The 24,817-nt window shown below is 55.2% G+C and carries 19 protein-coding genes; 5 read left to right on the plus strand and 14 right to left on the minus strand.

Annotated elements, in window-relative coordinates; all coding sequences use genetic code 11:
* The first annotated feature begins 41 nt into the window (after positions 1-41).
* Entirely contained in the window at positions 42-644 is a 603-nt protein-coding gene (locus tag ACT3TR_RS00085) for a Maf family protein (RefSeq protein WP_193062707.1), read from the plus strand.
* A 48-nt stretch (positions 645-692) separates the two neighbouring features.
* On the opposite strand, the gene sppA is transcribed toward ACT3TR_RS00085, so the two are convergent.
* Genes sppA through ACT3TR_RS00100 form a run of 3 tightly spaced genes read right to left on the minus strand, consistent with a single transcriptional unit; the run spans position 693 to position 3,392 of the window.
* Positions 693-1,733 carry a signal peptide peptidase SppA gene (gene sppA / locus ACT3TR_RS00090; protein ID WP_444625835.1) on the minus strand — a complete coding sequence of 347 codons (1,041 nt, stop codon included), beginning with the start codon at positions 1,731-1,733 and terminating at the stop codon, positions 693-695.
* A 24-nt stretch (positions 1,734-1,757) separates the two neighbouring features.
* Positions 1,758-2,411: an HAD family hydrolase gene (locus ACT3TR_RS00095; RefSeq protein WP_444625836.1), complete on the minus strand. Its 654-nt coding sequence runs from the start codon at positions 2,409-2,411 to the stop codon at positions 1,758-1,760.
* A 39-nt stretch (positions 2,412-2,450) separates the two neighbouring features.
* Positions 2,451-3,392, minus strand: coding sequence for an RluA family pseudouridine synthase (locus ACT3TR_RS00100; protein ID WP_096280609.1), 942 nt, complete (start codon positions 3,390-3,392; stop codon positions 2,451-2,453).
* Positions 3,393-4,122: 730 nt separating this feature from the next.
* On the opposite strand from ACT3TR_RS00100, the gene rne reads away from it, so the two are divergent.
* Positions 4,123-7,458: a ribonuclease E gene (rne, locus tag ACT3TR_RS00105; protein WP_444625837.1), complete on the plus strand. Its 3,336-nt coding sequence runs from the start codon at positions 4,123-4,125 to the stop codon at positions 7,456-7,458.
* A 103-nt stretch (positions 7,459-7,561) separates the two neighbouring features.
* On the opposite strand, the gene murB is transcribed toward rne, so the two are convergent.
* The 6 genes from murB to ACT3TR_RS00135 are packed head-to-tail and all read right to left on the minus strand — an operon-like array spanning position 7,562 to position 14,700.
* The gene (gene murB / locus ACT3TR_RS00110) at positions 7,562-8,569 is read right to left on the minus strand and encodes a UDP-N-acetylmuramate dehydrogenase (RefSeq protein ID WP_444625878.1); all 1,008 of its coding nucleotides are present in this window, start codon (positions 8,567-8,569) and stop codon (positions 7,562-7,564) included.
* Between the two features lie 10 nt (positions 8,570-8,579).
* Complete coding sequence (gene kdsB, locus ACT3TR_RS00115) at positions 8,580-9,383, minus strand: 3-deoxy-manno-octulosonate cytidylyltransferase (protein ID WP_444625838.1); 804 nt, start codon at positions 9,381-9,383, stop codon at positions 8,580-8,582.
* Positions 9,383-9,592 (minus strand): Trm112 family protein, encoded by a 210-nt coding sequence (locus ACT3TR_RS00120; protein ID WP_193062602.1) that lies wholly within the window; start codon positions 9,590-9,592, stop codon positions 9,383-9,385. The genes kdsB and ACT3TR_RS00120 overlap by 1 nt, the downstream gene beginning before the upstream one ends.
* Positions 9,593-9,605: 13 nt before the next feature.
* A complete protein-coding gene (lpxK, locus tag ACT3TR_RS00125; protein ID WP_444625839.1) occupies positions 9,606-10,619 on the minus strand; it encodes a tetraacyldisaccharide 4'-kinase in 1,014 nt (337 codons plus the stop codon).
* On the minus strand, positions 10,616-12,352 hold the full coding sequence (gene msbA, locus ACT3TR_RS00130; protein WP_444625840.1) for a lipid A export permease/ATP-binding protein MsbA: 1,737 nt from the start codon (positions 12,350-12,352) through the stop codon (positions 10,616-10,618). Before msbA ends, lpxK begins: the two co-directional genes overlap by 4 nt.
* Before the next feature lie 56 nt (positions 12,353-12,408).
* Entirely contained in the window at positions 12,409-14,700 is a 2,292-nt protein-coding gene (locus ACT3TR_RS00135) for a DNA internalization-related competence protein ComEC/Rec2 (RefSeq protein WP_444625841.1), read from the minus strand.
* A gap of 97 nt (positions 14,701-14,797) precedes the next feature.
* Between ACT3TR_RS00135 and ACT3TR_RS00140 the strand changes: the two genes are divergently transcribed.
* Positions 14,798-15,349, plus strand: coding sequence for a DUF2062 domain-containing protein (locus ACT3TR_RS00140; RefSeq protein ID WP_193062596.1), 552 nt, complete (start codon positions 14,798-14,800; stop codon positions 15,347-15,349).
* 9 nt (positions 15,350-15,358) lie between these two features.
* On the opposite strand, the gene ACT3TR_RS00145 is transcribed toward ACT3TR_RS00140, so the two are convergent.
* Positions 15,359-16,087 carry an ABC transporter ATP-binding protein gene (locus tag ACT3TR_RS00145; RefSeq protein WP_193062594.1) on the minus strand — a complete coding sequence of 243 codons (729 nt, stop codon included), beginning with the start codon at positions 16,085-16,087 and terminating at the stop codon, positions 15,359-15,361.
* A 43-nt stretch (positions 16,088-16,130) separates the two neighbouring features.
* Complete coding sequence (locus ACT3TR_RS00150) at positions 16,131-17,372, minus strand: lipoprotein-releasing ABC transporter permease subunit (protein ID WP_193062591.1); 1,242 nt, start codon at positions 17,370-17,372, stop codon at positions 16,131-16,133.
* A gap of 239 nt (positions 17,373-17,611) precedes the next feature.
* On the opposite strand from ACT3TR_RS00150, the gene ACT3TR_RS00155 reads away from it, so the two are divergent.
* Together ACT3TR_RS00155 and ACT3TR_RS00160 are read left to right on the plus strand one after the other, a co-directional pair.
* Positions 17,612-18,661, plus strand: coding sequence for an agmatine deiminase family protein (locus ACT3TR_RS00155; protein WP_444625842.1), 1,050 nt, complete (start codon positions 17,612-17,614; stop codon positions 18,659-18,661).
* A 13-nt stretch (positions 18,662-18,674) separates the two neighbouring features.
* The gene (locus tag ACT3TR_RS00160; protein ID WP_193062586.1) at positions 18,675-19,577 is read left to right on the plus strand and encodes a carbon-nitrogen hydrolase; all 903 of its coding nucleotides are present in this window, start codon (positions 18,675-18,677) and stop codon (positions 19,575-19,577) included.
* 126 nt (positions 19,578-19,703) lie between these two features.
* On the opposite strand, the gene ACT3TR_RS00165 is transcribed toward ACT3TR_RS00160, so the two are convergent.
* The 3 genes from ACT3TR_RS00165 to secA all read right to left on the minus strand — a co-directional run bounded on the left by ACT3TR_RS00165 (position 19,704) and on the right by secA (position 24,770).
* Positions 19,704-20,660, minus strand: a complete 957-nt coding sequence (locus ACT3TR_RS00165) for a Nudix family hydrolase (RefSeq protein ID WP_444625843.1) — start codon at positions 20,658-20,660, stop codon at positions 19,704-19,706.
* Positions 20,661-20,764: 104 nt separating this feature from the next.
* Positions 20,765-21,994: a bifunctional glutamate N-acetyltransferase/amino-acid acetyltransferase ArgJ gene (gene argJ / locus ACT3TR_RS00170; RefSeq protein ID WP_444625844.1), complete on the minus strand. Its 1,230-nt coding sequence runs from the start codon at positions 21,992-21,994 to the stop codon at positions 20,765-20,767.
* A gap of 43 nt (positions 21,995-22,037) precedes the next feature.
* Complete coding sequence (secA, locus tag ACT3TR_RS00175; protein WP_444625845.1) at positions 22,038-24,770, minus strand: preprotein translocase subunit SecA; 2,733 nt, start codon at positions 24,768-24,770, stop codon at positions 22,038-22,040.
* Positions 24,771-24,817 lie beyond the last annotated feature (47 nt).

Raw genomic sequence — 24,817 nt, forward strand, 5'->3', positions numbered from 1 at the left:
CCGATGCCATCACGCTGCCAGGAGCTTTTGTGACTTCACCAATGATCGAACCATTAACAACCGAGCTGGTACTGGCCTCCAGCTCACGCTGGCGACGCGAGCTACTTGACCGCCTGCAGCTTCCTTACCAATGCTACTCGCCTGACATTGATGAAACACCGCGTAGCGGCGAAACACCGCATGCGTTAGTGCATCGCCTCGCGCTTAGCAAAGCCAATGCTGTTGCAACGCGCTTTCCACATCACTGCATTATCGGTTCCGATCAAGTCGCGGTATTTGAAGGCGACATTCTCGGCAAGCCGCATACGTCAGAAAAAGCACGCGCCAACCTTGCTCGCTTTTCCGGCCAGCGCGTCACATTTCTCACAGGGCTCGCACTTTTAGATACACGCCATCAGCGACATCACGTGCACGTGGAGCCTTTCGAGGTCGTTTTTCGCACCCTGAGCACCCAGGAAATCGAAAATTACGTCACCAAAGAGCAGCCGTTGGACAGTGCTGGCAGCTTTCGGATGGAAGGATTAGGCATTGCGTTGTTTGAAAAACTGGAAGGTCGCGACCCCAACGCGCTGATTGGGCTACCGCTGATCGCACTGTGCGATATGCTACGCCAAGCAGGGCTAGACCCGCTTGGCGCTTCATAACAGGCAGCCGCTTTATCTATACAGGCATACCCATACGGCGCACTCAAGCTAAAAGCGCAGCGGCGTGCTAGGCGCGCGCACACCCAACACCTCAGCAGCAACCTGGGCAAAGCGTCGCGTCAGGCGCTCAAACGGATCAAGGCTCGGCGTGTAATCAATCCATTCGGTATCGCCAACCTGCTCGCGCGCCACCTGCTCAAGGCTACCCAACTGATCGACTAAACCTAGCTCTAGGCTCTGCTCTCCGCTCCAAATCAGGCCAGAGAAAATATCCGGACTATCGCTGAGCCGATCGCCCCTTCCTGCACGCACATCGTCAATAAACTGCCGATGGGTCTGGCTAAGCACGCCCTGCCAAAACGTCTCGGCGTCGTCATCTAGCGGCTGAAAAGGATCTAAGAAGGCCTTGTTCTCGCCCGCGGTCAACACGCGACGTTCAACGCCGAGACGAGATATCGCCTCTTCAAAACCAAAGCCCGCATAGATAACGCCGATTGAGCCGACCAGGCTCACAGGCGATGCGACAATTTCGTCGGCCGCCGCGGCAATGTAATAGGCACCGCTGGCACCGATATCTTCAATGACCGCAATAATCGGCTTATCGCCTTGCTCTCGTAGCCGCATGATCTCCGCATAAATTCGCTGTGACTGCACCGGACTACCGCCAGGACTATTAATATGCAGCACCACGACGGCTGCGCTTTGCGCCTCCCAGGCGCGGTTAAGCCCCAGAATAATACGTTCAGCATTGGCAGGAGAATCACTGGCGATCACGCCATTAACCTCCACAATACCTAAATGACGCTGGGAAGGTGCGGCCGCGCCAGGACTATTCCAAAACAGCCCATAAAGCGTGGCGAATAGGACCACTAACACCACTGCGAGTGTCATCAAACGGAAAAACAGCTTCCAGCGCCGCGTGCGGCGCTGCTCGGTTAAAACACCGCCGACCCAACGATCCATCATATCCACCTGCGCCAGGCGTTGACGCTCACGCAGCGTTTCAGCGTCGTCTCCGGGCGCACCTGCCACTGGGTCTACGTTTTCTGATGAAACTTCAGCACCTTCTGTCCAGCGATCGTCACTCATAAAATATCCTTATATAGACGTAGGCTACTCGCTATGCAATCGCTCAAAAAGCTCACCGACACTATGCGCTAGCCACTTAGGACGGCTCAGCGAGAGGCGCTCTGGCGTATGCACACCATAGGTTACCCCGATGCGGTCCATGCCAATCGCTCGCGCCATTTCCAAGTCATACTCGGTATCGCCCACCATCACCGCCCGCTCAACCGGGACCGAAAGCTCTGCCAACAGCTCGGTAAGCATTTGCGGATGGGGCTTCGAGCGCGTCTCATCCGCCGTACGACTGGATTCAAACCACGCACCGCTACCCGTCTCCGCAAAAATGCGATCAAGACCACGGCGACTTTTACCCGTCGCTACTGCCAAACGCTGCCCCTCGCGTTCGCGCAGACGAGCAATGTGCGTTTCTACGCCGGCAAAAAACATCATTGGCGTTGCGTCGGCGTGCACAAAATGGTGCGAATAGCGCTCGCGAAGGCGCTCCGCCTGAGCCGGAAGAATGCCTGGGCAAAGTTTAGCAATCGCCTCGGGCAGGCCTAGGCCGATAATATCCTCAACGTCCGGTGCTGAGAGCGCGCCCCACTCTGCTTCTAAGGCAGCAGCCTGCATGCACGAGACAATACGCGGCACCGAGTCCATCAGCGTGCCATCCCAATCAAATATTATCAGCTCGTACTGCATTACAGATCCTTCTTGGCAGGCATATAAACAAACGGCCGCTTATCGACGGGCGCGCTTGAGGGTTTCTTCCAAAACCTCTGGCAGCGGTGCTTTAACCGTTACCGGGCGGCCATTCGTAGGCTCAGGAAAGGTCAGCGCACGGGCATGCAAGAAAAGTCGCCCCAGCCCTAGCTGCTTAGTAAGAAAGCCACTTTCACGGGTGGCGTACTTATCGTCCCCCAGCAGCGCATGGCCTGCATGGGCAGCGTGAACGCGAATTTGATGCGTGCGCCCCGTCACCGGCTCAGCTTCGATCAGGGTGACTTTCTCAAACGCTTCAACCACCGAAAAATGCGTCCGCGACACCTTCCCGTTAGGATCAACCCTAACCCGCCGCTCCCCATTACCTGCATCAAACCGGTCCAGACGAGCGCTTTCATAGGTTTTGCGCGCAGGCCAGCGCCCGCTCACTAAGGCCAAGTAGCGCTTATCCATGCCGTGCTTTTTTAATGACTCATTGAGCGTCACTAGCGCATCGCGGGATTTAGCAAGCAGCAAACAGCCTGACGTATCGCGATCAAGCCGGTGAACCAGCTCTAAGAAACTCAAATCATCACGCACTTGGCGCAGCGCCTCGATCAAACCAATTTTAACCCCACTGCCACCGTGCACCGCCAGCCCTGAGGGTTTATTGAGCACCATCCAATCAGGGCCTTCCATAATGACGCTGCCGACTAACAGATCACGCAGATTATCACTGACTTCTTTCACTGCCTCACGCGGTGCCAAACGCAGCGGCGGCACGCGAACCAAATCGCCGGCCTGCAACCGGTAATCCACCTTAACGCGCTTTTTATTAACGCGGACTTCACCCTTGCGCACAATCCGATAGATGAGCGCCCGCGGCGCTCCCTTCAAACGTGTCATGAGAAAATTATCAATTCTCTGCCCTGCTTGTTCTGGGGCAATATCCACCCACTGTACTTCACGCCCTTCGGACATTACTTGCTTACTCCTGCTGTTACTCTATGACGTCAGGCTAAAAACGGCATTCTAGCGTAGACCCAAGAGCATTGCGTCAATTGCTGGTCGTTGTCTTTACTGTTATATTCAAAAATGCTCACCAGCCTAGCGCAGAAAGCTGTCTTATCTAGCGCTATCACTAGCTGATCAATAGCTAATTGGCAAAATTACTTAGCAGAATGTATCAACGCTGAGTTTGGTTAATGCGCCTGCCCGACAAACACGCAGGCCAGAGCACGAAAAGCGGCACCAGTGTACGCATTGCCCGTTTTTCCGGCATCGAAATATGATCTAAAAATGCAACAAATCTGCCGCCCGTTCTTTTTGTCGGCAGATGAACGTAAGCCCAGCCCTTAACGGCGGGTAGAAACTTAAAAAACGCCACGTGCTGAGCAGCCCCTCCTTTTTCGTCACAAGGTGCCGACTGACTCAGGACGACCAGTTCAACGCTGTGCCGGTGGCCGGCGTTGGTGAATCGATGAATGCCAGGTGTTGGCGGTGTCAGCAGGGCCGGATGGACGTGACAGCCACCGGAACATGTCCTGCCTCCGCCACGTACTCAACGCCCTATTGGCCGGGTCGGCGATGACGCCCTCCCGGTTTTACGCGTCAGCATAGCTATGCGCCGAGCACAAGCACGCAGCAACCAGCGATTCACCTACGCCATGCCGTAGTTAGTTCGCCGGCACGTAACGCTATGTGAGACAACATGAAACGGATGCTTATTAATGCGACCCAGCCTGAAGAGCTGCGTGTCGCCTTGGTTGATGGACAACGCCTGTACGATTTAGATATCGAATCCGGCGCTCGAGAACAGAAAAAAGCTAATATCTATCGCGGTAAAATCACTCGTGTAGAACCTTCACTAGAAGCTGCCTTTGTCGATTACGGCGCCGACCGTCACGGCTTTTTGCCGCTTAAAGAAATCTCTCGCGAGTACTTCGTTAAAGACGTTTCCGGGCGTCCGAGCATTAAAGAAGTGCTCAAAGAAGGCCAAGAGGTCATCGTTCAGGTCGACAAAGAAGAGCGTGGCAACAAAGGTGCCGCGCTGACCACGTTTGTCAGTTTGGCAGGCCGATTTTTAGTTTTAATGCCGAACAATCCTCGTGCTGGCGGTATTTCGCGTCGCATTGAAGGAGACGAACGCAGCCAGCTCAAAGATGCCATGGGCCAGCTGACCGTGCCTGACAAAATGGGCCTGATCGTGCGCACCGCAGGCATTGGCCGCAACCCAGAAGAGCTGCAGTGGGACCTGGATTACCTAGTCCAAGTATGGGAGTCCATCACTACTGAAGCTGCTAAGCGCTCTGCTCCGTTCCTGATTTATCGTGAATCTAACGTCATCATCCGTGCCATGCGCGACTACTTACGTCAGGACATCGGCGAAGTATTGATCGATAGCCCAGAGGTTCATGCCGAAGCGCTGGGCTTTATCCGCCAGGTTATGCCCTCTTATCAGCAAAAAATTAAACTCTACTCTGATGAAGTCGCACTGTTCTCCCGCTTCCAGATCGAATCGCAAATCGAGACAGCCTATCAGCGCGAAGTAAAGCTGCCATCTGGTGGCTCGATTGTCATCGATCACACCGAGGCCCTGGTCTCCATCGATATCAACTCCGCTCGCGCCACCCGCGGCAGCGATATCGAAGAAACCGCGCTGCAGACCAACTCCGAAGCCGCCGATGAAATCGCTCGGCAGCTGCGCCTGCGCGACATCGGTGGCTTGGTGGTTATCGACTTCATCGACATGGGACCTGCACGTAACCAGCGTGACGTTGAAAACCGCATGCGTGACGCGCTCAAGCTAGACCGTGCGCGAGTGCAAATCGGCCGTATCTCGCGCTTTGGCTTGATGGAAATGTCTCGTCAGCGCCTGCGCCCTTCGCTGGGTGAAACCAGCGGTGTGGTTTGCCCACGTTGTAATGGCCAGGGCACCATCCGCGACGTGCGCTCGCTCTCGCTTTCCATCATGCGCCTGATTGAAGAAGAAGCCATGAAAGAGAATAGCGCGCAGATTCGCGCCATTCTGCCGGTACCGGTCGCCACCTACTTACTTAACGAAAAACGCAGCGTGTTGGCAGATCTTGAATCCCGCCAGGGTGTTCGTGTGGTGCTGCTGCCTAATCCTGATATGGATACGCCGCATTACGATGTCCAGCGCCTGCGTGATGACCATCTGGACGAAGACGACACCCAAAGCCTTTCAAGCTTTGAACTGTCTACCGATACCGAAGTAGGTAAAGAGCCTGCACCGAGCTTTGTACCCCCCGCTCAACGTGCTGAAGCTGCCGTTAAAAGCGTTACTCACAACGCACCGGCACCGGCGTCGCTGCAAACTGAAGAAAAAGCGCCTGCGCCTGCTCCCACGCCTACTGCGACCAAAGCAGCTCCAGCCCCTAGCGAGCAGCCTAGCGTTATTGGTCGCTTCATGCGCGGCTTTGCAAAGCTCTTAGGCAGCGACGATACGTCCGCTGAGCCAGCGGCTGCGGCGAAGGTTGAAACGCCAGCGCCACGTCGTCCAAGTGAGCGTAGAAGCAGCCAGCGTAACAGCGAGTCTCGTCAGCGCTCCGCGCGCGGTGAGCGCAATGACAGCAATAGCAGTAGAAACGAGTCGCGCAGCGAAAGCCCTGCCAAAACTGAGCAAAAGGCTGAGCCACGCAGCAGCACGCCACGCTCAGTGAGCGATGAGAATAGCGATAAACGCAGTGGCCCTAGCCGCACGCGCAATCGTCGCCGCCATCCTCAGCAAAACGAAAACACTGCGCAAGACAGCGTTAATACCGCAAAAGACAGCCACAGCAACAATGTTGCTAGCAAGCCCGCCGCCCAGAAAGAGCCGCGGCGCGAACCAGCTCGCGACAATCAGCGCGAGGAAACGGTTCAACAGCCGGCTAATGCTACCGCCCAGCCGAAAGTCCAGCAGGATGACGATAAGCCCAAGCGTACGCGTAACAACCCACGTAATCGTTCGCGCACCCAGGCTATTAATCCTCAGGCAGAAGCCGAGCAGCTAAAACTGCAGGCCGAAGCGCCAAGCGAAGCACTAGAGGCCACGCCAACGCCAAGCGAAGCACCTGCCGAACAGCCCGTGGTCAGTGAAGCGACTGCTAGTGAAGTGCCTGTTAGTGAAGCACAGACGGCGAAATCGGCAGATAACGACAATGACGCTGACAACACGACGACGGCTGAACGCCCCGTGACGGAGAATGCCAAAGCGCGCAGATCAACGCACCAGCGCCGCCAGCCTAAAGCGGCTCCGACAGCGCCTGAGGCAGAAACTACTGAGCTGCCAGAAGCCTTTGCTAAACCAAGCGAGCCGGTGACCTCAGCCAGCAACGCGCCTGCGGCAGAGCCTTCGCAAGCGACCGAAATTGAAACGCTTACGGAGCAGCCAGACGTTCAGCAGGCCCCGGCAAGTCAACATGCGTCCCACGCTGACGAACCCGTCATGACTGAACGCGCTGAAACGCCGCGCGCCGCCGATCCGACCATCAGCGCGGATCAAAGTGAATCAAGCAGCAATAGCCAGTCCGCTGCCTCCAGCGACGCTGACGAAACTCACCAGCAAGCAGCCGCTTCTAGTGTTCCTGAACATATCGTTGAGGCTCAACAGCCAGCGCCTGCGGCTGAAGAACAGCCTAGCGTGATATTGCAAGGCGCTGAGCAACAGGCATCTGGACAGCAGGCGTCTGAGCAACAGGATTTTGAAAAACAAAGTTTTGAAAAACAAGACTTTGAAATCCAAGAGCCTGAAAGCCAAGAGCCTGAAAAACAGGCTGCCGAGATCAGTGCTGAACAATCAGTCGTTGAGCCACAGGCTAGCCCTGCACCAACAGCGCAAGCAGAGCCTCAGCCCAGCCTCCCGTTAGCCAATGAAGCGCAAGCTGAGACAACGACCGCTGAAGAAGTACCTGCTGAAGCATCTGTTGAAGCATCTGTTGCAGCACCTATTGAAGAGATGCCGAAGCCTCGTCGGCGCACTCGTGCGCACAACGATCCACGCGAGAAGCGTAAACAGACACAGCAAGACACGCTCCCAGAATAAATTGATGGTGTGTGGCAACAGCAAAATCCCCGCTTCGGCGGGGATTTTTTTGTTTCGCATTTGCATTAGCTTATGTATTGGCGCCGCTCAGTTTAGGGCAGATTTAAGGATTAATTAAACGCGGCTCTGGCGATAGTCGTACGCCAAAGCGCGCCTCCACCTGAACAGCAATGTAGCTGGCTATTTTCATCAAGCCATGGCGATCGCCGCCACCAAAATGCACCAGCACCAGCGCCTGATGTTGATGAACCCCAAAGACACCATCACGCATCCCCTTTAAACCGCACTGGTCGATCAACCAGCCAGCCGCCAGCTTTGTCTGCCCTTTCATTTGAGGGAAATGCGGCATATCAGGATACTGACGCAGCAGACGGGCCGCCTGGTCATCAGATATCAGAGGGTTTTTAAAAAAACTCCCTGCATTGGCAAGCACCTTTGGGTCAGGCAATTTTTCACGCCTAATCGTACAGACCGCCTCAGCGACCTCAAGCGGCGTGGGCACCGGCGATAACCGAGCGGCAAGATCACCATAGCCAAGCTGCGGGGCAGGCTTTCGTGATAAGCGCAAAACTAACTGAGTAATGACTACTTTATCCGCCATCGCCCCTTTAAACACGCTGTCGCGATAGCCAAACTGGCACTCCTGCGCGCTTAACCAGGCAAGTTGGCCGGAGGCAACCTCCATGACCTGCACCGACTGAAGCGTATCGGCAAGCTCTACACCGTAGGCACCAATATTTTGCACCGGCGCCGCTCCGCAGCTGCCAGGGATCAGCGCAAGGTTCTCGATCCCCCACAGCCCTCGCCGGGCGGTCGCCATTACTAAGGCATGCCAGTTTACGCCCGCGCCCACATGCACTAGCACATGGCCCTGCTGCTGGCTGAGCCACCATTGACTAAGCGCCGGACGTACCGTCAAGCCCGGTAACTGCTCGGGCAGTAGCACATTACTGCCGCCGCCTAATAGCGTGATTGGCCACTCCTGGCAGCGCGCTTTCGCTAGGGTACTACGCAGCGCGGACAAGGTACCTGGGGCTGAAAAACGCTCAGCCCGGCATGGTAGCGCCAGCGTATTGGCGGACGTGAGATCCACATGACGAGTAATATTCAACTCAGCCACTTTAAGCACTTGGCTCGGCAAATAGCGCGCGTACTCGCTCTAAATCCTCAGCGGTATCGACACCGGCGGGATTTACTTCGCAGGCTAAAGCCACCTGAATAACGTGACCATGCTGTAGTGCACGCAGCTGTTCGAGCTGTTCGAGCTGCTCAAGACTCGACGCAGGCCAATCGAGATACGCCTCTAGGAAACGCACACGATAAGCATAAATGCCGATATGACGCAGCCATTGATCGCTCGCTAGTAGCGTGGGCGGCTGTTTAAAATGCTCGCGATCCCAGGGAATCGGCGCACGAGAAAAGTACAGCGCTCGCCCCTGCAGAGTGCGCACCACCTTGACCACATTGGGATTAAACAACGACGCCACGTCGCTAATCGGCTCTGCCAGCGTTGCTATCGATGCCTCTTGGTCCTCAGCCAGGCGCAAAGCCACCTGGTCGATCAACGCTGGAGGAATCAACGGCTCGTCGCCCTGGACGTTAACCAGCAGCGCATCTGCCGGCAAGGCCAAACTAGTCGCCACTTCGGCCAAGCGATCAGTGCCCGAAGGGTGATCATCGCGCGTCATGATCACCTCAGCGCCATAAGCCTGCATAGCATCGCGTATGCGCGCATCGTCGGTTGCAATCACCACCCGACTAGCATGGCTTTGGCAAGCACGCCGCCAAACGTGAGCGACCATTGGCTCACCGGCAATCTCAAGCAGCGGCTTACCGGGTAATCGAGAAGAGCCATAGCGCGCGGGAACAACAGCGGTAAATTCAGGAAAGGTGACGCCAGGCGTCGTAAAATCAGTAACAGCCATTAAGCGTCTCCAGTGCGTCCCGGCGACGTAGGCAGCTTTTCATCGGCATCCATTGCGCGGGCTTCTTCCGGCAGCATGACAGGGATACCTTCTTGAATGGGATAGGCCAAGCCATCGTAATGGCAGCGAAGCTCTTGCCCCTCACGATCATATTTTAGCTTAGCGTTACACAACGGGCAGACCAGCATTGCCAGCAGTTCCTTATCCATGCGAACGTCTCCTTTAGGAAAGTGCCGACAGTCGCGCTGCCAGCCAGTGCTCAAACTCTGATGGAAGCGTCGCTTCCACGTCTAATATCCAGCTATTGGGCGGTGCCAGGTCATAACACTTTACGGCGTCTTTGGCCGTCATCACCACTGGCCGCGACTCTGCAAAGCTTAGCGCCTCAGCACTAAAACGCTGATGGTCTGCTAACGGGTGCCAGTCACCCTCGACTCCGAGGGTAGATAACGTCCGAAAAAAACGCTCGGGATGACCGATGCCCGCCACGCCATGCACCGGCAATGCAAACGGCAAAGGTGTTAACGGAAAGCGAGTGCCGTCTGCCAGTCGTCGCCAGCAGACCGGTGCCAGCTGCATATGAGTGACCGGCGCAACGGGTAGCGACTGCTTTAGATCCCCATTGACGATCACCGCATCGACTCGCTGTAGCCGACTAGGCGATTCGCGCAGCGGCCCGGCTGGCAGGCAATAACCGTTACCAAGGCCTCGGGTGCCATCAACAACGAGCAGCTCGATATCTCTAGCCAGTGCCAGGTGCTGTAAACCATCGTCACTGAGAACAATATCGCACCCCGCCGCTATCAGCGCCTGCACACCCCGTACGCGATTGGGATCCGCCACCACCGGCAGCCCGGTTTGCTGTGCCAGCATAAGCGGCTCATCGCCACTTTCAGCCACCTTCGTACTGGCCGTCACTCGCAGTGGATAATGCGGCGCTTTTCCGCCATAGCCGCGCGTCACAATCCCCGGCGTGTAGCCCTGCCCCACCAGCCAACTAGCGAGCCAGGCCACCAAAGGGGATTTACCCGTTCCACCAAGGGTGATATTGCCAACCACAATGGTCGGCACCGGCGCCTTCCAAGAGGCTTTTCTTCCGCGCCGGTAGGCTTGTTCACGACGCGCCATGCCCCGCTGGTACAGAGCCCCTAGCGGTTTAAGTAGCGCTAGCCAGCGGCTGCCTTGATAAGCGGCTTTTAGCCATCGTTCTGCTAGCGTTTTCGCAGGCAGCTTCATACCGCTTCTTGGAACTGTAGTTGATACAGTGCCGCGTAGGCACCGCCCACTTCAAGCAGCGCCTGATGGGAGCCTTCCTCGATGATACGCCCTTGATCCATCACCACAATTCGGTCGGCTCGCTCAATAGTCGAAAGCCGGTGTGCAATGACCAGCGTGGTGCGCCCCTCACAAACTCGCTCAAGGGCTTTTTGAATATAGCGCTCAGACTCAGTGTCCAGTGCCGACGTTGCTTCATCTAGTATTAGCAATGGCGCATCCTTAAAGATGGCTCTGGCAATTGCCAAACGCTGACGCTGCCCACCCGACAGCATAACGCCATTTTCACCGACCGTGGTGGCATAGCCGTTGGGCAGTTTATCGATAAATTCATGCGCATAGGCAGCCTCGGCGGCGGCTTTAATCGCCTGCATATCAGGATTGGCTACACCGTAAGCAATGTTATCGGCAATCGAGGCATTAAATAGCGTCACCTGCTGAGAGACCAGCGCAATCTGCTGACGCAGCGGCCCTAGCGCGTAGTCATCAACATTGATGCCATCAATGGTAATCGCGCCCTGGCTAGACCGATAAAATCTCGGTAACAGACTAACCAGTGTCGACTTTCCGCTCCCCGAGCGCCCGACGATGGCGACTAACTCTCCAGGTGCCAAGTGAAGGTTAATGTCATGCAGTACGTCAGGCTGGTCGTCGGCGTAGCGAAAGCTGACGTTATCAATCACGACATCGCCTTTTAAACGGCTGGCTATGTGCTTTCCAGTGTCCTGTTCAGGCGACATATCCAGCAGTCCAAATAGCTCCGATGCCGCGGCCAGTCCTTTTTGGATTTCACCATTAATCTCAGTCAGTTGGCGCACTGGCTTAATCATCAGCGCTGCCGCTGTAATAAACGCCACGAACTCACCGGGCGTCATGCTGGCCATTAGCGAGGGCGACATGGCAAGCCAAACCAGCAGCGCCATGGAGATGGCCACGAGCATCAAAATCACCGGCGAGCTAACGGCGCGCGTCATGGCTTCCTTCATACTTTGACGGCGGTTCTCTTCGCTCACTCGCGCAAAGCGCTGCTTCTCATAAGCTTCAGCACCATGCGTACGCACGACGCGATAACCCGAAAGGGCTTCCGAGGCAATGTGGGTCACATCGCCCATAGAGTGTTGAATGCGTTTTGAAATACGTCTAAATCGCTTACTTACATAGCTAACCACCACGGCGATGATTGGCGTCACACCCAAAAACAGCAGTGTTAACATCCAGTTCGTCCAAAGCAGATAGAGAATCAAACCAATTACGAAGAGGCCTTCGCGAAGAATGATGGTCACTGCTTTGGTGGCTGCTCCGGCCACCTGCTCAACATGATAGGTTACTCGCGACACCAGCTGGCCGCTCGAATGATGATCAAAAAACCAGCCGGGAAGATGAAGCAAATGGGCGAACACATCGCAGCGCAGCGTGTGGATCACGTAGCGCCCAACGTAGGACATGAAATAGGTACTTAGGAAGGTGCCAACCCCACGGGCGAAAAACATAATAATGACAAACAGTGGCAGAAATAGCCGGAAGGCTGCATCTGGGTTTTGAATGCCATCAATCAGGCGCTTCATCATCTCCGCCAATGCGGTGCTTGATGCGGCATAAACCACAAACCCCACCAGCGCCAGCGCAAACGCCTGCCAATGTGGCTTAACGTAGCTCAACAACCGCTTATAGACATCCCAACTTGAATCGGTCACACGCGCTCCTGGCAATAGTGTGCAGTGCGCTGAATTCTACCTTAAGGCGGCGTGCTTCAACACCGGTTGCGTTGTCCAGATAGCTTACGTGTCGTTTTGATTTGTATGAGATCGTTAGCATCTAGCCAAAAACGCAGCGCGCCATCCTGCGCGGTGCTCCATAAACAGCTATTTTCATAGCGAAAACGTCGTACCACTTGATCAGCCGGGTGTTGGAACTGATTGCTTTTTCCTGCGCTGAAAATAACGTGCTGGGGCGTCGTATGGCGCACAAACTGAATACCCGAGCTAGTGCGGCTGCCGTGATGCCCAGCCACCAGCACACTGACCGGCGGGCGCACGTCCTGCAACATGTCGTGTAATAAGCGCCGCTCTATGTCGGCACCGACATCGCCGGTTATCAACAGTCTGTGCTCGCCTACGCTGACTTCCAATACGCAGGAGCGATCGTTAGCAGAAAGCGTATTAGCACCGGCAGGTGGCCAGAGAATACGAAAGCCAACCCCATCGCGCTCCCATGCCTGGCCTCGCGCGCAAGCAACGCTTGGCACGGGCAGTGATTCTCCTAAGGGGGCCAGCCACTGATTGACCTGGTGATCAGAGAGTAACGCCTCAACCCCACCTGCGTGGTCGTTATCGGCGTGGCTAATAATCACTTGATCAAAACGCTGCCCCGGCGACCACAGCGTCTCTAAGGGCATAAACCCACCCCTAAACCGCGGCCCTGCATCATAGAGAAGACGATAGTGCTGACTACGCAGCTCGATCAACTGCCCCTGGCCCACATCGTGCACGCTCACTCTAATAACGCCTGGCGCAAACGGCGGTGCAAGCGACCACCAAGGCAACGCAACTATCAGCGCGGTCGAAAGTAGCCGTAGTCCAGGCAGAACACCCGGCAACCCCCAGCACAGCGACAATAGCAGCAGTGCAAAGGCTAGCGGATACGTCAGCAGTCGGTCAGGCTCCCAAAGCGGCCATTGTTGCGACGACAGCGTCAGTAAAAGATGAAAAACGTTGAGCGCTGCCTCAAATATCCACCACGCCACATGGCCCACGAGAGGAAATGGCGCTAGCAGCCAGCCTAATAGCGCCGTAGGCACCATGATCGAGCTAACCCAGGGCACGGCAACTAAGTTAATCAGCGGAGCCACCGGGGCCACTCTGCCAAACGCCACCAGCACAGCGGCGGCCATGAGCGGGGCTAAGAGTAATTGCGTTCGGATCAGCGCCCAGCACCACCCTTTAATACCCCGCGGGCGTTGACGCCCCTGCCAAATAACGATTAACCATGCGACGGCAACAAAGGACAGCCACATACCAGGCCGCCATAAAGCCAGAGGATCAAACATCAGCACTAGCGCGAGTGCCAGCCACCATGCTTGCCAAGCGCCGGGGGCATGTCGACCGCTAAGTACCCACAGGCCAATTAGCGTCATCACCATTGCTCGCATAGCGGGTGGCGCCATTCCTGCAAGCACGGCGTATGCAACGCAGCCCACTGCTGCTGCCCACCATGGCCAGACTCGCATGCGCCAGTTGCCGGGAGTTAATAGCCGTGCAGCGAGCTTTGCTAATAGCAGTACAAACGAAGCTACCAAGCCAACGTGTAATCCCGAAATAACCACCAAGTGGGTGGTGCCGGTGGCATTTAGCAGCGACCAATCATCTTGTGTCAGCTGGCCGCTTTCACCTAGCGTCAGCGCCGCCAACCAGCGCTGGGTGCGTTCGCTGAGTGCTTGTTGTGATAAGAAGTCTAGCGCTAGCTGGCGCAAGGAGACGCTAGCGGTCGATAGCCGTTCAGCCTGGGGGTCCTGACGCAGATACCCCGTCGCATGAATACCTTCTCGCCAGAGCCACTGCTCAAAATTGAAAGTATGCGGATTGGCAAAACCACCAGGAGGACGCAAACGCAGCGTCATTCGCCACTGTTCCCCTGGCTTAAACACCTCATCGCTATAGGCCGATACCCGCACTTTGGAAAGTGACGAGCAGCTAGGGCGCTGCGCCGGGCTATGGCACGTATCAAGCGCAAGCAATAGTCGAGTAGCCTGAGAAGATGGTACAGAGAGCGGCTGAGCTGTTAAAACGGTTGCTTCAACAACAATATCTTCACCGCTTAACCCGGCCGGCAGGCGGCCAGACCACTCGCGCTGTACACTAATAAAAACCCATAGGCCGATTAAAAGCCAAATACCAAGACGCGGGCGCCACGTCATCACAAACAACGTAGCCACCAAACCCCATCCTAGCGCGCTGGATGTCATATCTGAAAAAGTGCTATACCAAGCAAAAATGCCCCCGCTCAGTGCCGCAAAAGCGGCTGGCATAGCAACACCGAACCGCATACAGCTCTCCTTTGCGTTAGCTCATTCACTGTCCAGCATAGCTTAAGGGCGGCGCTATATGGATAATAGGCGAGATCGATAGGTAAGAGTGTCCGCTATGCCGCGCCGATTCCTGCAGCGCTACATGCCCAAACCCGACACTATCAGGAAACAGCGCTCATTACGGTTCTTAGCGCCGCTGATTGCAGACCCGGGGTTGTGGCTTTTAACTCGCCGAAGCGTTGCGAATGCGTTTAGCGTGGGCGTGTTTTGCGCCATGCTGCCCATTCCTTTTCAAATGGTGGTGGCAGCGCTGGGCGCTCGCTTAACGCGCTGTAACTTAGCGTTATCAATCGGCCTGGTATGGATTACCAATCCTCTAACGATGCCACTCATTTTCTACGGCAACTACCGAATTGGCACATTTATACTCGGCGCGCCGGTACGGGAGGCTCCTTCTAGGATTTCAACGCACTGGATTGCCGAACAGATGCACGACATTATGCCGCCGCTGATCGTCGGATCATTAGTAACAGCGTTTTTTTTAGCCATCGTCGCCAATATTGGTATTCGCCTGATTTGGCGCTGGCACGTTTCTTATAATTGGAAACGCCGCCGCCTAAAACGTCGGCAGCGGCGTGCGCGCATCGAAGCAGAGTTTGATGACTGAGCTGGATGACTAAAGGGCGGGCGTTTGCTCGATAAGTTTTCCTGCATCCAGCTTGAGTACGCGATCTTGATGAGCAGCCAAGCCAACGTCATGAGTCACAATGACAAACGCGCAGGCGCTTTCTTTTGCCAACTCATCCATCAGTGCCAAAATAGTGGCTGCCGTGGTCTGATCCAGGTTGCCCGTCGGCTCATCCATTAAGACCAGGCTTGGATCCGTCACCAGCGCACGAGCGATCGCCACGCGCTGACGCTCGCCTCCGGACAGCTCACCAGGCCGATGATTAGCCCGCGGCGTCATGCCTACTCGCTCAAGTATTTGCATAGCGCGCTGCTCGGCCATTTTTTTCGACTGACCGCGAATAATCAGCGGCAAAGCGGCGTTTTCAACAGCGCTGAACTCCGCCAACAAATGGTGGAATTGATACACAAAACCAATATAGCGATTACGGAAGTTGCCAAGCGCCGTTTCATTTAAGCCTGCTAGCGGCTCTCCGGCAATGGTCACGCTGCCTTCACTGGGGCGGTCAAGGCCGCCCAGCAAATTCAATAGCGTTGTCTTACCTGACCCCGAACTGCCGACGATAGCCACCCGCTCTCCGGCACGCACCTGCAAGTTGAGCTGGTCCAGCACCGTAAGTTCTTGGGGCCCTTCGCTATAGACCCTGCTCAGCGCCTGGCAATCGAGCATCACCGCCGCGTCTTGGCGTGTGTTCAGAGGCATCGTATTCATAGACATCCTGGCATCCTTATTGCTGCTCTCATTATTGCCGCTCTCATGACTACTCATAGCGCAATACATCGGCAGGCTGAACCCGCGCTGCGCGCCAAGCGGGATAGAGCGTTGATAGGAACGTCAATCCAAAAGCGGCCAACACGATACGACTGACATCACTCCACTCCAGACGTGAGGGCAGATCACTGATGAAGTAAACCCCGGCATCTAGGAACTGAATGCCCAGCGTTCCTTCGACCCAACCAATGAGGTCCGCAATCGTTAGCGCGAGCAGCACCCCCACCGCAACACCAATGGCGATACCAATAATCCCGATCGCCATGCCTTGAACAATAAAAATGCCCATAATCGAGCTTGGCTTAGCACCAATAGTACGCAGAATGGCGATATCTGCCCGCTTGTCGGTGACGACCATGACCAGTGTCGAAACGATATTAAACGCTGCCACGGCAATAATAACGGTGAGCAGTAGCGCAATCATGCGCTTTTCCATTTGTATCGCTTGAAACAGATTACCCTGGGTAAACGTCCAGTCGCTGCCGCGATAGCCGGAACCAAGCTCATTGATAATGGCCTGGGTTTCGCTGCTAGCCGCAAACAGATCATCCAACTCTAGACGCAAACCGCCCACTGCATCGCCTAAACGCGCAAGGGTCTGCATATCTTCAATATTGGCATAAGCCAAGTTGGCATCAAGCTCAGCGCCGACGCTAAAAATACCGCTGACGGTAAAGCGCTTTAAGCGCGGAAAGACCCCGGCGGGCGTAATCGATGCTTCGGGCACTAACAGCGTGACCCGATCGCCCACGCCAACACCCAAACTGCGTGCCAGTGCCGAGCCCATCACCACGTGCCATTCACCGGGCACAAGGTCAGCCAACTTACCTTCACGCATGTGATCGCTGATGATGGACACCTTATCTTCCCACTCAGGATTAATGCCATTGACCATGGCGCCTTGATTGCGACCACCGACCGAAAACATACCCTGCTGTTCAACATAGGGCGCTGCGCCGATAACACGCTCACGCTGCATCAACTGCTCAGCCAACGACTGCCATTCAACTAAGCCTTCCCGGGACTCAATTTTAGCATGGGGCACCATCCCCAAAATGCGTGTGCGCAGCTCGTGATCGAAGCCGTTCATCACCGACAACACCAGGATAAGGACCGCAACGCCCAGCATTAATCCCAGCATTGAGGTCAGCGAAATAAAAGAAATAAAGTGGTTTCGGCGTTTAGCGCGCACGTAGCGCAGCCCCACCAGAAAAGGCAAACGATCAAGCATGGCGTGATTCCTTATCAATAAGCGCTCATGGTACGGTTTTTTTAATGTCTCTGCATGCTCAAACAGCCATTAGAGCGGTCTACACCGTGAGCGTTCACAGCGCATGCTTGCAACTTACCTCGCCACCGCCTACATTGCGGCGATTTACTGCTTGTCGCAGAGTAAGCTAGTGTTTCTAGAGGCTGCCTGCAATCTACTCGATACACTCTTCGCAAAGGGCATTCAAGACGTTGGCTACTATGACTTATCGCTTACTACCCGAATGGCATCCACAGGATGGTATTCAGCTTACTTGGCCTCGTCACGACGGCGATTGGGCGCCCCTGCTGGCTTGCATCGAAGCGACTCTTGAACGCATTGTAGTGGCCACTACGCGCTATCAACGCGTCCTTATTTGCGTACCGAATGAGCTGACGAAAGAACGCCTAGCGGCCACCTTCACGGCCTATCAAGTGCCGAGTGAACGACTACTGCTGATCGTTGCCCCCACCGATGATACCTGGGCGCGGGATCATGGGCCGATTACCGTCGTAGACGAAGATGACCAGCGATTAATGCTCGATTTCACCTTCACAGGCTGGGGCGGTAAGTTTTCCGCTGAGCACGATAATCAGTTGACTCAGCGACTTGCTGACGCAGGCGTTTGGTCATGCCCCATAGCGTCGCGAGATTTAGTGCTGGAAGGCGGCGGCATCGAAACAGATGGCGAAGGCACTCTACTGACCACCGAAGCCTGCTTACTGAACGCTAATCGCAATCCCACGCTCTCGCGTACAGACGTAGAAGCACAGCTGGCGGCAGATTTTGGCGTTGACCGCGTGCTGTGGCTGGCTAACGGTCATCTAGAAGGCGATGACACCGACAGCCATATTGATACGCTCGCACGCTTCTGTGATCCGGCGACCATTGCCTACGTGCGTTGCGATGATCCTAATGACGCGCACTACCCGGCACTAGCGGCGATGGAGCAGGAGCTTCAACACTTTCGACAACGTAATGGCGAGCCCTACCGTCTTATTGCGCTGCCCTGGCCACAGGCCTGCTTCGACCCAGACGACGGCCATCGCCTACCGGCGACGTACGCTAACTTTTTGATCATCAATCAAGCCGTACTAGTACCCACCTATGGTGACCCAGCCGACGTCGCAGCCCTTCAGGCGCTAGCGTTAGCATTTCCAGAGCACACGCTTATCCCGATCGAGTGCAATAGCGTTATTCGCCAACACGGCAGCCTACACTGCTTAACCATGCAGCTACCCCAAGGCACGCTGGCAGCGCTCACTACTTGATAAAGGAGTCATCATGTCGACTACGCTAACCGTAGGGGTTGTTCAACAATCTGCTTGGCCAGATAAAGCCCAAAGCCTAGCCGTGAGCGAGCAAGGTATTCGCGATGCCGTTCGCCAAGGTGCTCAACTGGTGTTGCTTCAAGAGCTACATGCCACCCATTATTTTTGCCAGTTTGAGGATCCTGCCCTGTTCGACTTGGCTGAACCGCTTGATGGGCCAACGGGACAGCGCCTGGCCGCGCTCGCACAGGAGCTTGATATTGTGCTGGTCGGCTCACTATTTGAACGTCGCGCGCCGGGCCTATATCACAATACCGCAGTGGTATATGACCGGGCTAAAGGCCGCGTAGGTCAGTACCGAAAAATGCATATCCCCGATGACCCGGGCTTTTACGAGAAATTTTACTTCACCCCTGGCGACTACGACAGCGCGCGCGGCGAAGGATTTACGCCGATTGAAACTTCGCTAGGGCGCCTGGGCGTGCTGGTCTGCTGGGACCAATGGTATCCAGAAGCAGCGCGACTGATGGCTCTCGCGGGTGCGGACTTATTGCTTTATCCGACGGCGATTGGCTGGGACCCAAGCGATGACGAAGCCGAGCACGTTCGCCAAAAAGACGCCTGGACGATCATTCAGCGTGCTCACGGCGTGGCGAATGGCCTGCCTGTGATAGTAGCCAACCGGGTAGGGTTTGAAGCAGACCACTCTGGCGTTGGCGGCGGCATTCAGTTCTGGGGCGGCAGCTTTATTTGCGGACCGCAGGGGGAGCTATTAGCGCATGCAAAAGAAGACGCGGAGCAGCTAGTGGTTACACTAGACATGGCGCGCAGTGAAAACACGCGGCGTATATGGCCCTACCTGCGAGACCGTCGCGTGGATGCCTACGCAGATATGACCCGCCGCTATCGTGACTAGGTAAAGCCAAATGTTCTTCATACGTTAAACGCAACATTCGTTTCACTAGCACACAAAAACGCCTGCCCCAATGAAGATAGGGGCAGGCGTTTTTCATTCCACACTGGCGGCTGGCTAGCGGGTAGACTACTTCCAGAAATCGCGAATCGACGCGATACCTTGAGCACCCACGGCGCGCGCATGATTCGCGTCAAAGCGGGTCATGCCTCCCAGTGCAAAAACGGGCATACCTGCACGCTCAACCAATTGCTGGAAATCATGCCACCCAAGCGGTGAAACTTCCGGATGCGAGGGCGTGGTACGTAACGGCGAGAGGCTGACAAAGTCGCAGCCTAAAACCGCCGCTTTTTTCAGCTGTGTTTGGTTATGTGTTGACGCAGATAGCCATTTATTTTCCGCAATGGGACGACGCTCAAGCTGCATTAAACGTTCGCTGGTCAGATGAATACCGTCGGCATCAACCTCCTCTAGCAGCGCTGGTTCACCATTGAGAAGCAATCGTGCGCCGTGCTCGCGACACATTTGCAAGGCTCGCTTCGCGCGCGCAACGTAGGCCGCGTCGTCCAGCTGCTTTGCGCGCAGCTGAACTAAGCGCACATCATCTTCGCGCAGCGCGCGTTCTAAAAATGCATCAAACCGCGCATCGTCAGCCTCTTCCCCAGTGATCAGGTACTCGGTGGGCAGTCTTACTGCACGCAAGATAGGCAAATTAGCAGCGGGGAAGGGATAGTTTGAAAGCTCGCTCATGGGCACCCAGCGAACCGCCTGCCCTTCACGGCCAAAAGGTTCGCCAGCAAACTCATGCACCTGCCATACATCCAACAAAATATGCTTGTCAGGATACTCATGGTGCACGCGAATCAGTGGCTGGGCACAGATAATTTCAATCCCAAGCTCTTCATGCAACTCACGCTTTAGGCCTTCAAGCCCGGTTTCGTAAGGTGCAAGCTTGCCCCCCGGAAATTCCCATAGCCCGCCATGGTCAACGTTTGACGGCCGACGAGCGATCAATACTTGCTTCCGATCGGCGCTCACAATTGCAGCCGCCGCGACGTGAACCCGCCGTTTCACCTTTACACTCATTGCGTCTTTATCCACTGTCTGCGCAGCGACGCTACTGCCGCCGCTGCTATCTCACTGCGTTTGCCCTTTACCCCAGCCATCGCGTCAGCGCTGGAGGTAATTCGTTAGCTACGGTAATCCGCGTTGATAGACACATAGTCATGGGAAAGATCAGACGTCCACACCGTGGCACTTTCGTCACCGCGTCCCAAATTAATGCGAATAGTAATCTCAGACTGCGCCATCACTGCACTTCCCGCTGCTTCGGTGTAGCTGGCTGCACGTCCGCCATTTTCGACTAAGCGAACATCGCCTAAATCAATCACCACACGATTAACGTCAAAATCGCTGACAGGTGCCCTACCCACTGCTGCTAAAATACGCCCCCAGTTAGCATCCGAGGCATACAGCGCGGTTTTCACCAGCGGCGAATGCGCAACAGTGAAAGCCACATCAAGCGCCTCTTGGCGGCTGTTCGCCCCATCAACGTGAAGCGTCACAAACTTCGTTGCCCCTTCTGCGTCGCGAATAATCGCCTGAGCAAGCTCTGTCATCACCACCTGCAACGCATCGCGGAATGCCGACACGTCACCCTTATCGACAATGCTAGGCCCCGTACCGGTGGCCGCTAACATGCAGGCATCATTGGTCGACGTATCGCTGTCCACGGTGATGCAGTTAAACGAGTGGTCGACTGTCTCGCGCAGCAGGCGATCTAACAGCGGCGTCTCAATGGCAGCGTCAGTCACCACAAACCCCAACATAGTCGCCATGTTGGGCTTAATCATGCCCGACCCTTTGGTAATGCCGTTAATCGTCACCTGCTGGCCATGAACCTCCAGCGTCGCGGTTGCACCTTTCGCTCGAGTATCGGTCGTTAAAATACCCTGGCCCGCATGCTGCCAGGCGATATCGTCACTAGACAGGCTTTCAAGGGCGGGAGCCAAGCCCGCCAACAGACGATCCATCGGTAGCGGCTCACCAATCACACCGGTTGAAAACGGCAAGACATCCTGCGCCGAAACACCTACCTGCTCAGCAAGCGCTGCACAGCTGGCGTAGGCATCGCGCATGCCTGCTTCGCCGATACCGGCGTTTGCATTGCCGGTATTAATCAGCCAAAAACGTGGTGATCGTCCTTGAGCACGGCAGTGCTCAAGGTGCTGCTTCGCCACTGCCACAGGCGCCGCACAAAATGCATTGCGGGTAAAGACACCGGATACCGTTGCTGACTCAGGTAGCTCAATAACTACTAAATCACGACGACCCGGCTTTTTAATACCCGCCATTGCCGTTCCCAGGCGCACCCCGTTAAGGGGCAGCATCTCTGGAAAAGGAACATTTCCAACTGCCATGATTCTCTCCTTTAGGCAGACCCATATTGAGACGCTTTCGCCGTTAGCTCAGCTTGCCGCAGCACTGTTTGTACTTCTTACCCGAGCCACAAAAACACGGGTCGTTGCGACCTACTTTAGGCCCTTCCCGACGCACGGGCTGTCCATCAACGACTGGCTCATCTTGGGCATTTTCCAGCTGTTCTTCGGCAGGATCATCGTGCCGGCTTGCCGCGGTGGTCGCTTCGCGCTCCAACGTTTCACGCCGGCTACGCTCAAGGGCATCTACCTCTTCAGGTTGACGTACCTGAACGTGGCTAAGAATACGCGTTACGTCTGCTTTAATATGGGTCAGCAGGTGCTGGAATAGTTCGAACGATTCGCGCTTATACTCCTGCTTGGGGTTCTTTTGAGCATAGCCGCGCAGGTGAATGCCGCGACGCAGGTGGTCCATTGACTGCAGGTGCTCTTTCCAGCGAGTGTCTAACACTTGCAGCATTACCTGCTTCTCAAAGCGCCGAATAAGCTTCTCACCCGCCGCATCAATTTTGGCGGCATAGGCTTCGCGGTGCATCGTTTGCAGTCGTTCGCGCAGCTGCTCCTCGCTGAAACGCTCATCTTCTGCGGCCCATTTAACGACGGGCACATCAAGATTAAATTCCGTCTTGAGATGCGCTTCTAAGCCAGGCAAATCCCACTGCTCGGGCAGACTCTGAGGAGGCACATAGTCGCTAATCGCCTCTTCCATTACCTCTTCGCGGATGCCAATAACGGCGTCAGCAACGTTGTCGGCAGCAAGAATGTCATTACGCTGCTCATAGATAACACGACGCTGATCGTTAGCAACGTCATCGTATTCCAACAGCTGCTTACGAATATCGAAGTTGCGGCCTTCAACTTTCTTTTGCGCACGTTCAACGGCGTTGGACACCATCTTATGCTCAATCGCTTCACCGCGTTCAAGACCTAATGCCTGCATCAAACGCTTGACACGATCAGAGCCAAACAAACGCATCAGGCTATCTTCAAGCGACAGGAAGAAACGCGTTGAACCAGGGTCGCCTTGACGCCCAGCACGTCCGCGCAGCTGATTATCGATGCGCCGTGACTCATGGCGCTCAGAGCCCACCACGTGCAAACCGCCAGCAGCTAACACGCCATCATGACGCACCTGCCACTCGGTCTTCAATTCATCAATTTGCACTTGGCTAGGGTTATGCAGTTTGGCAACTTCAGCCTCCCAGTTACCCCCCAGCATTATGTCGGTACCACGACCCGCCATGTTGGTGGCAATCGTAATCGCACCTGGGCGGCCTGCCTGGGCAATAATTTCGGCTTCACTTTGGTGCTGCTTAGCATTAAGGACGTTAAACGTGAGTCCTGCTTCGCGCATCAGCGTGGCCAGATATTCCGATGTTTCAATCGAAGCAGTACCGACTAAAACCGGGCGCCCTGCTTCCGTCTCCGTCCTTACGTCCTTAATGATCGCTTCATATTTTTCTTCAGCGCTCAAATAAACCAGGTCGTTCAGGTCTTTACGTGCCAACGCCCGATTGGTCGGAATAACGATCACGTCGAGGCCATAAATCTGGCGGAATTCAAACGCTTCAGTATCGGCCGTGCCCGTCATCCCGGCTAATTTCTCGTACAGCCGGAAGTAATTCTGGAAAGTGGTCGATGCCAGCGTTTGGCTTTCACGCTGTACGGTGACGCCTTCCTTTGCCTCAACGGCTTGATGCAAACCTTCCGACCAGCGGCGGCCAGGCATTGAGCGGCCGGTGTGCTCATCAACAATCACCACCTGATCTTCCGACACAATGTAGTCAACATCGCGGTTATACAGATAGCGAGCGCGCAGCGCTGAATGCATATGCTGAAGCAAATTAAGGTTTTGTGCGGCGTAAAGAGACTCTTCGACACCTAGCAGGTTTTCAGCTCGCATGAGCTCTTCAACCTTGTTATGCCCCTGTTCGGTCAGCTCGACTTGTTTTTGCTTTTCATCAACAACAAAGTCGCCGGTTACCGGGGCATCTTCATCTTCAGATGCTTCGCCTTGCTCAAGCTGCTGGGCAAGTACGTTAACCACTTTGTAAAGATCGGTATTTTCATCGACCGCCCCAGAGATAATCAGCGGTGTACGCGCTTCATCAATAAGAATCGAGTCAACCTCATCGACAATCGCGAAATGCAATCCACGCTGTACCTTATCCTCCAACGAGAATGCCATGTTATCGCGCAGGTAATCGAAGCCAAACTCGTTGTTGGTGCCGTAGGTTATATCGCACTGATAAGCATGACGCTTCTCTTCACCGGTTTGGCCAGAGAAAATAACGCCTATGCTCAGGCCTAGAAACTCATAAAGCGGACGCATCCACTCAGCGTCACGACGCGCCAAGTAATCGTTCACGGTAACGACATGCACGCCTTTACTGGTCAGCGCATTGAGATAAACCGCCAACGTAGCGACGAGTGTTTTACCCTCGCCCGTTTTCATTTCAGCGATACGGCCACGGTGCAGCGTCATCCCGCCGACCATCTGGACGTCAAAGTGGCGCATCCCCATCACGCGCTTACTGGCTTCGCGAACGATAGCAAACCCTGGCGCTAGCAAGCTATCTAACGATTCACCCGCATCCAGGCGCTGACGAAACTCGGCAGTCTTGCCCTGTAAGTCAGCATCGGTAAGAGCCTCAAACTCCGCTTCAAGAGCGTTAATCTGCGGCACATTTTTATGCATGCGTTTTACTTCGCGGTCATTCTTAGACCCAACGACTTTACGTAACAAATTATTCAGCATGGAGTATCCAGATATTCACGAGCGCCCCCTCAGGAGCTACCCTTTTT

Source organism: Halomonas sp. AOP12-B1-6 (assembly GCF_052379225.1).
In the GTDB taxonomy this organism is placed as follows: domain Bacteria; phylum Pseudomonadota; class Gammaproteobacteria; order Pseudomonadales; family Halomonadaceae; genus Vreelandella; species Vreelandella casei.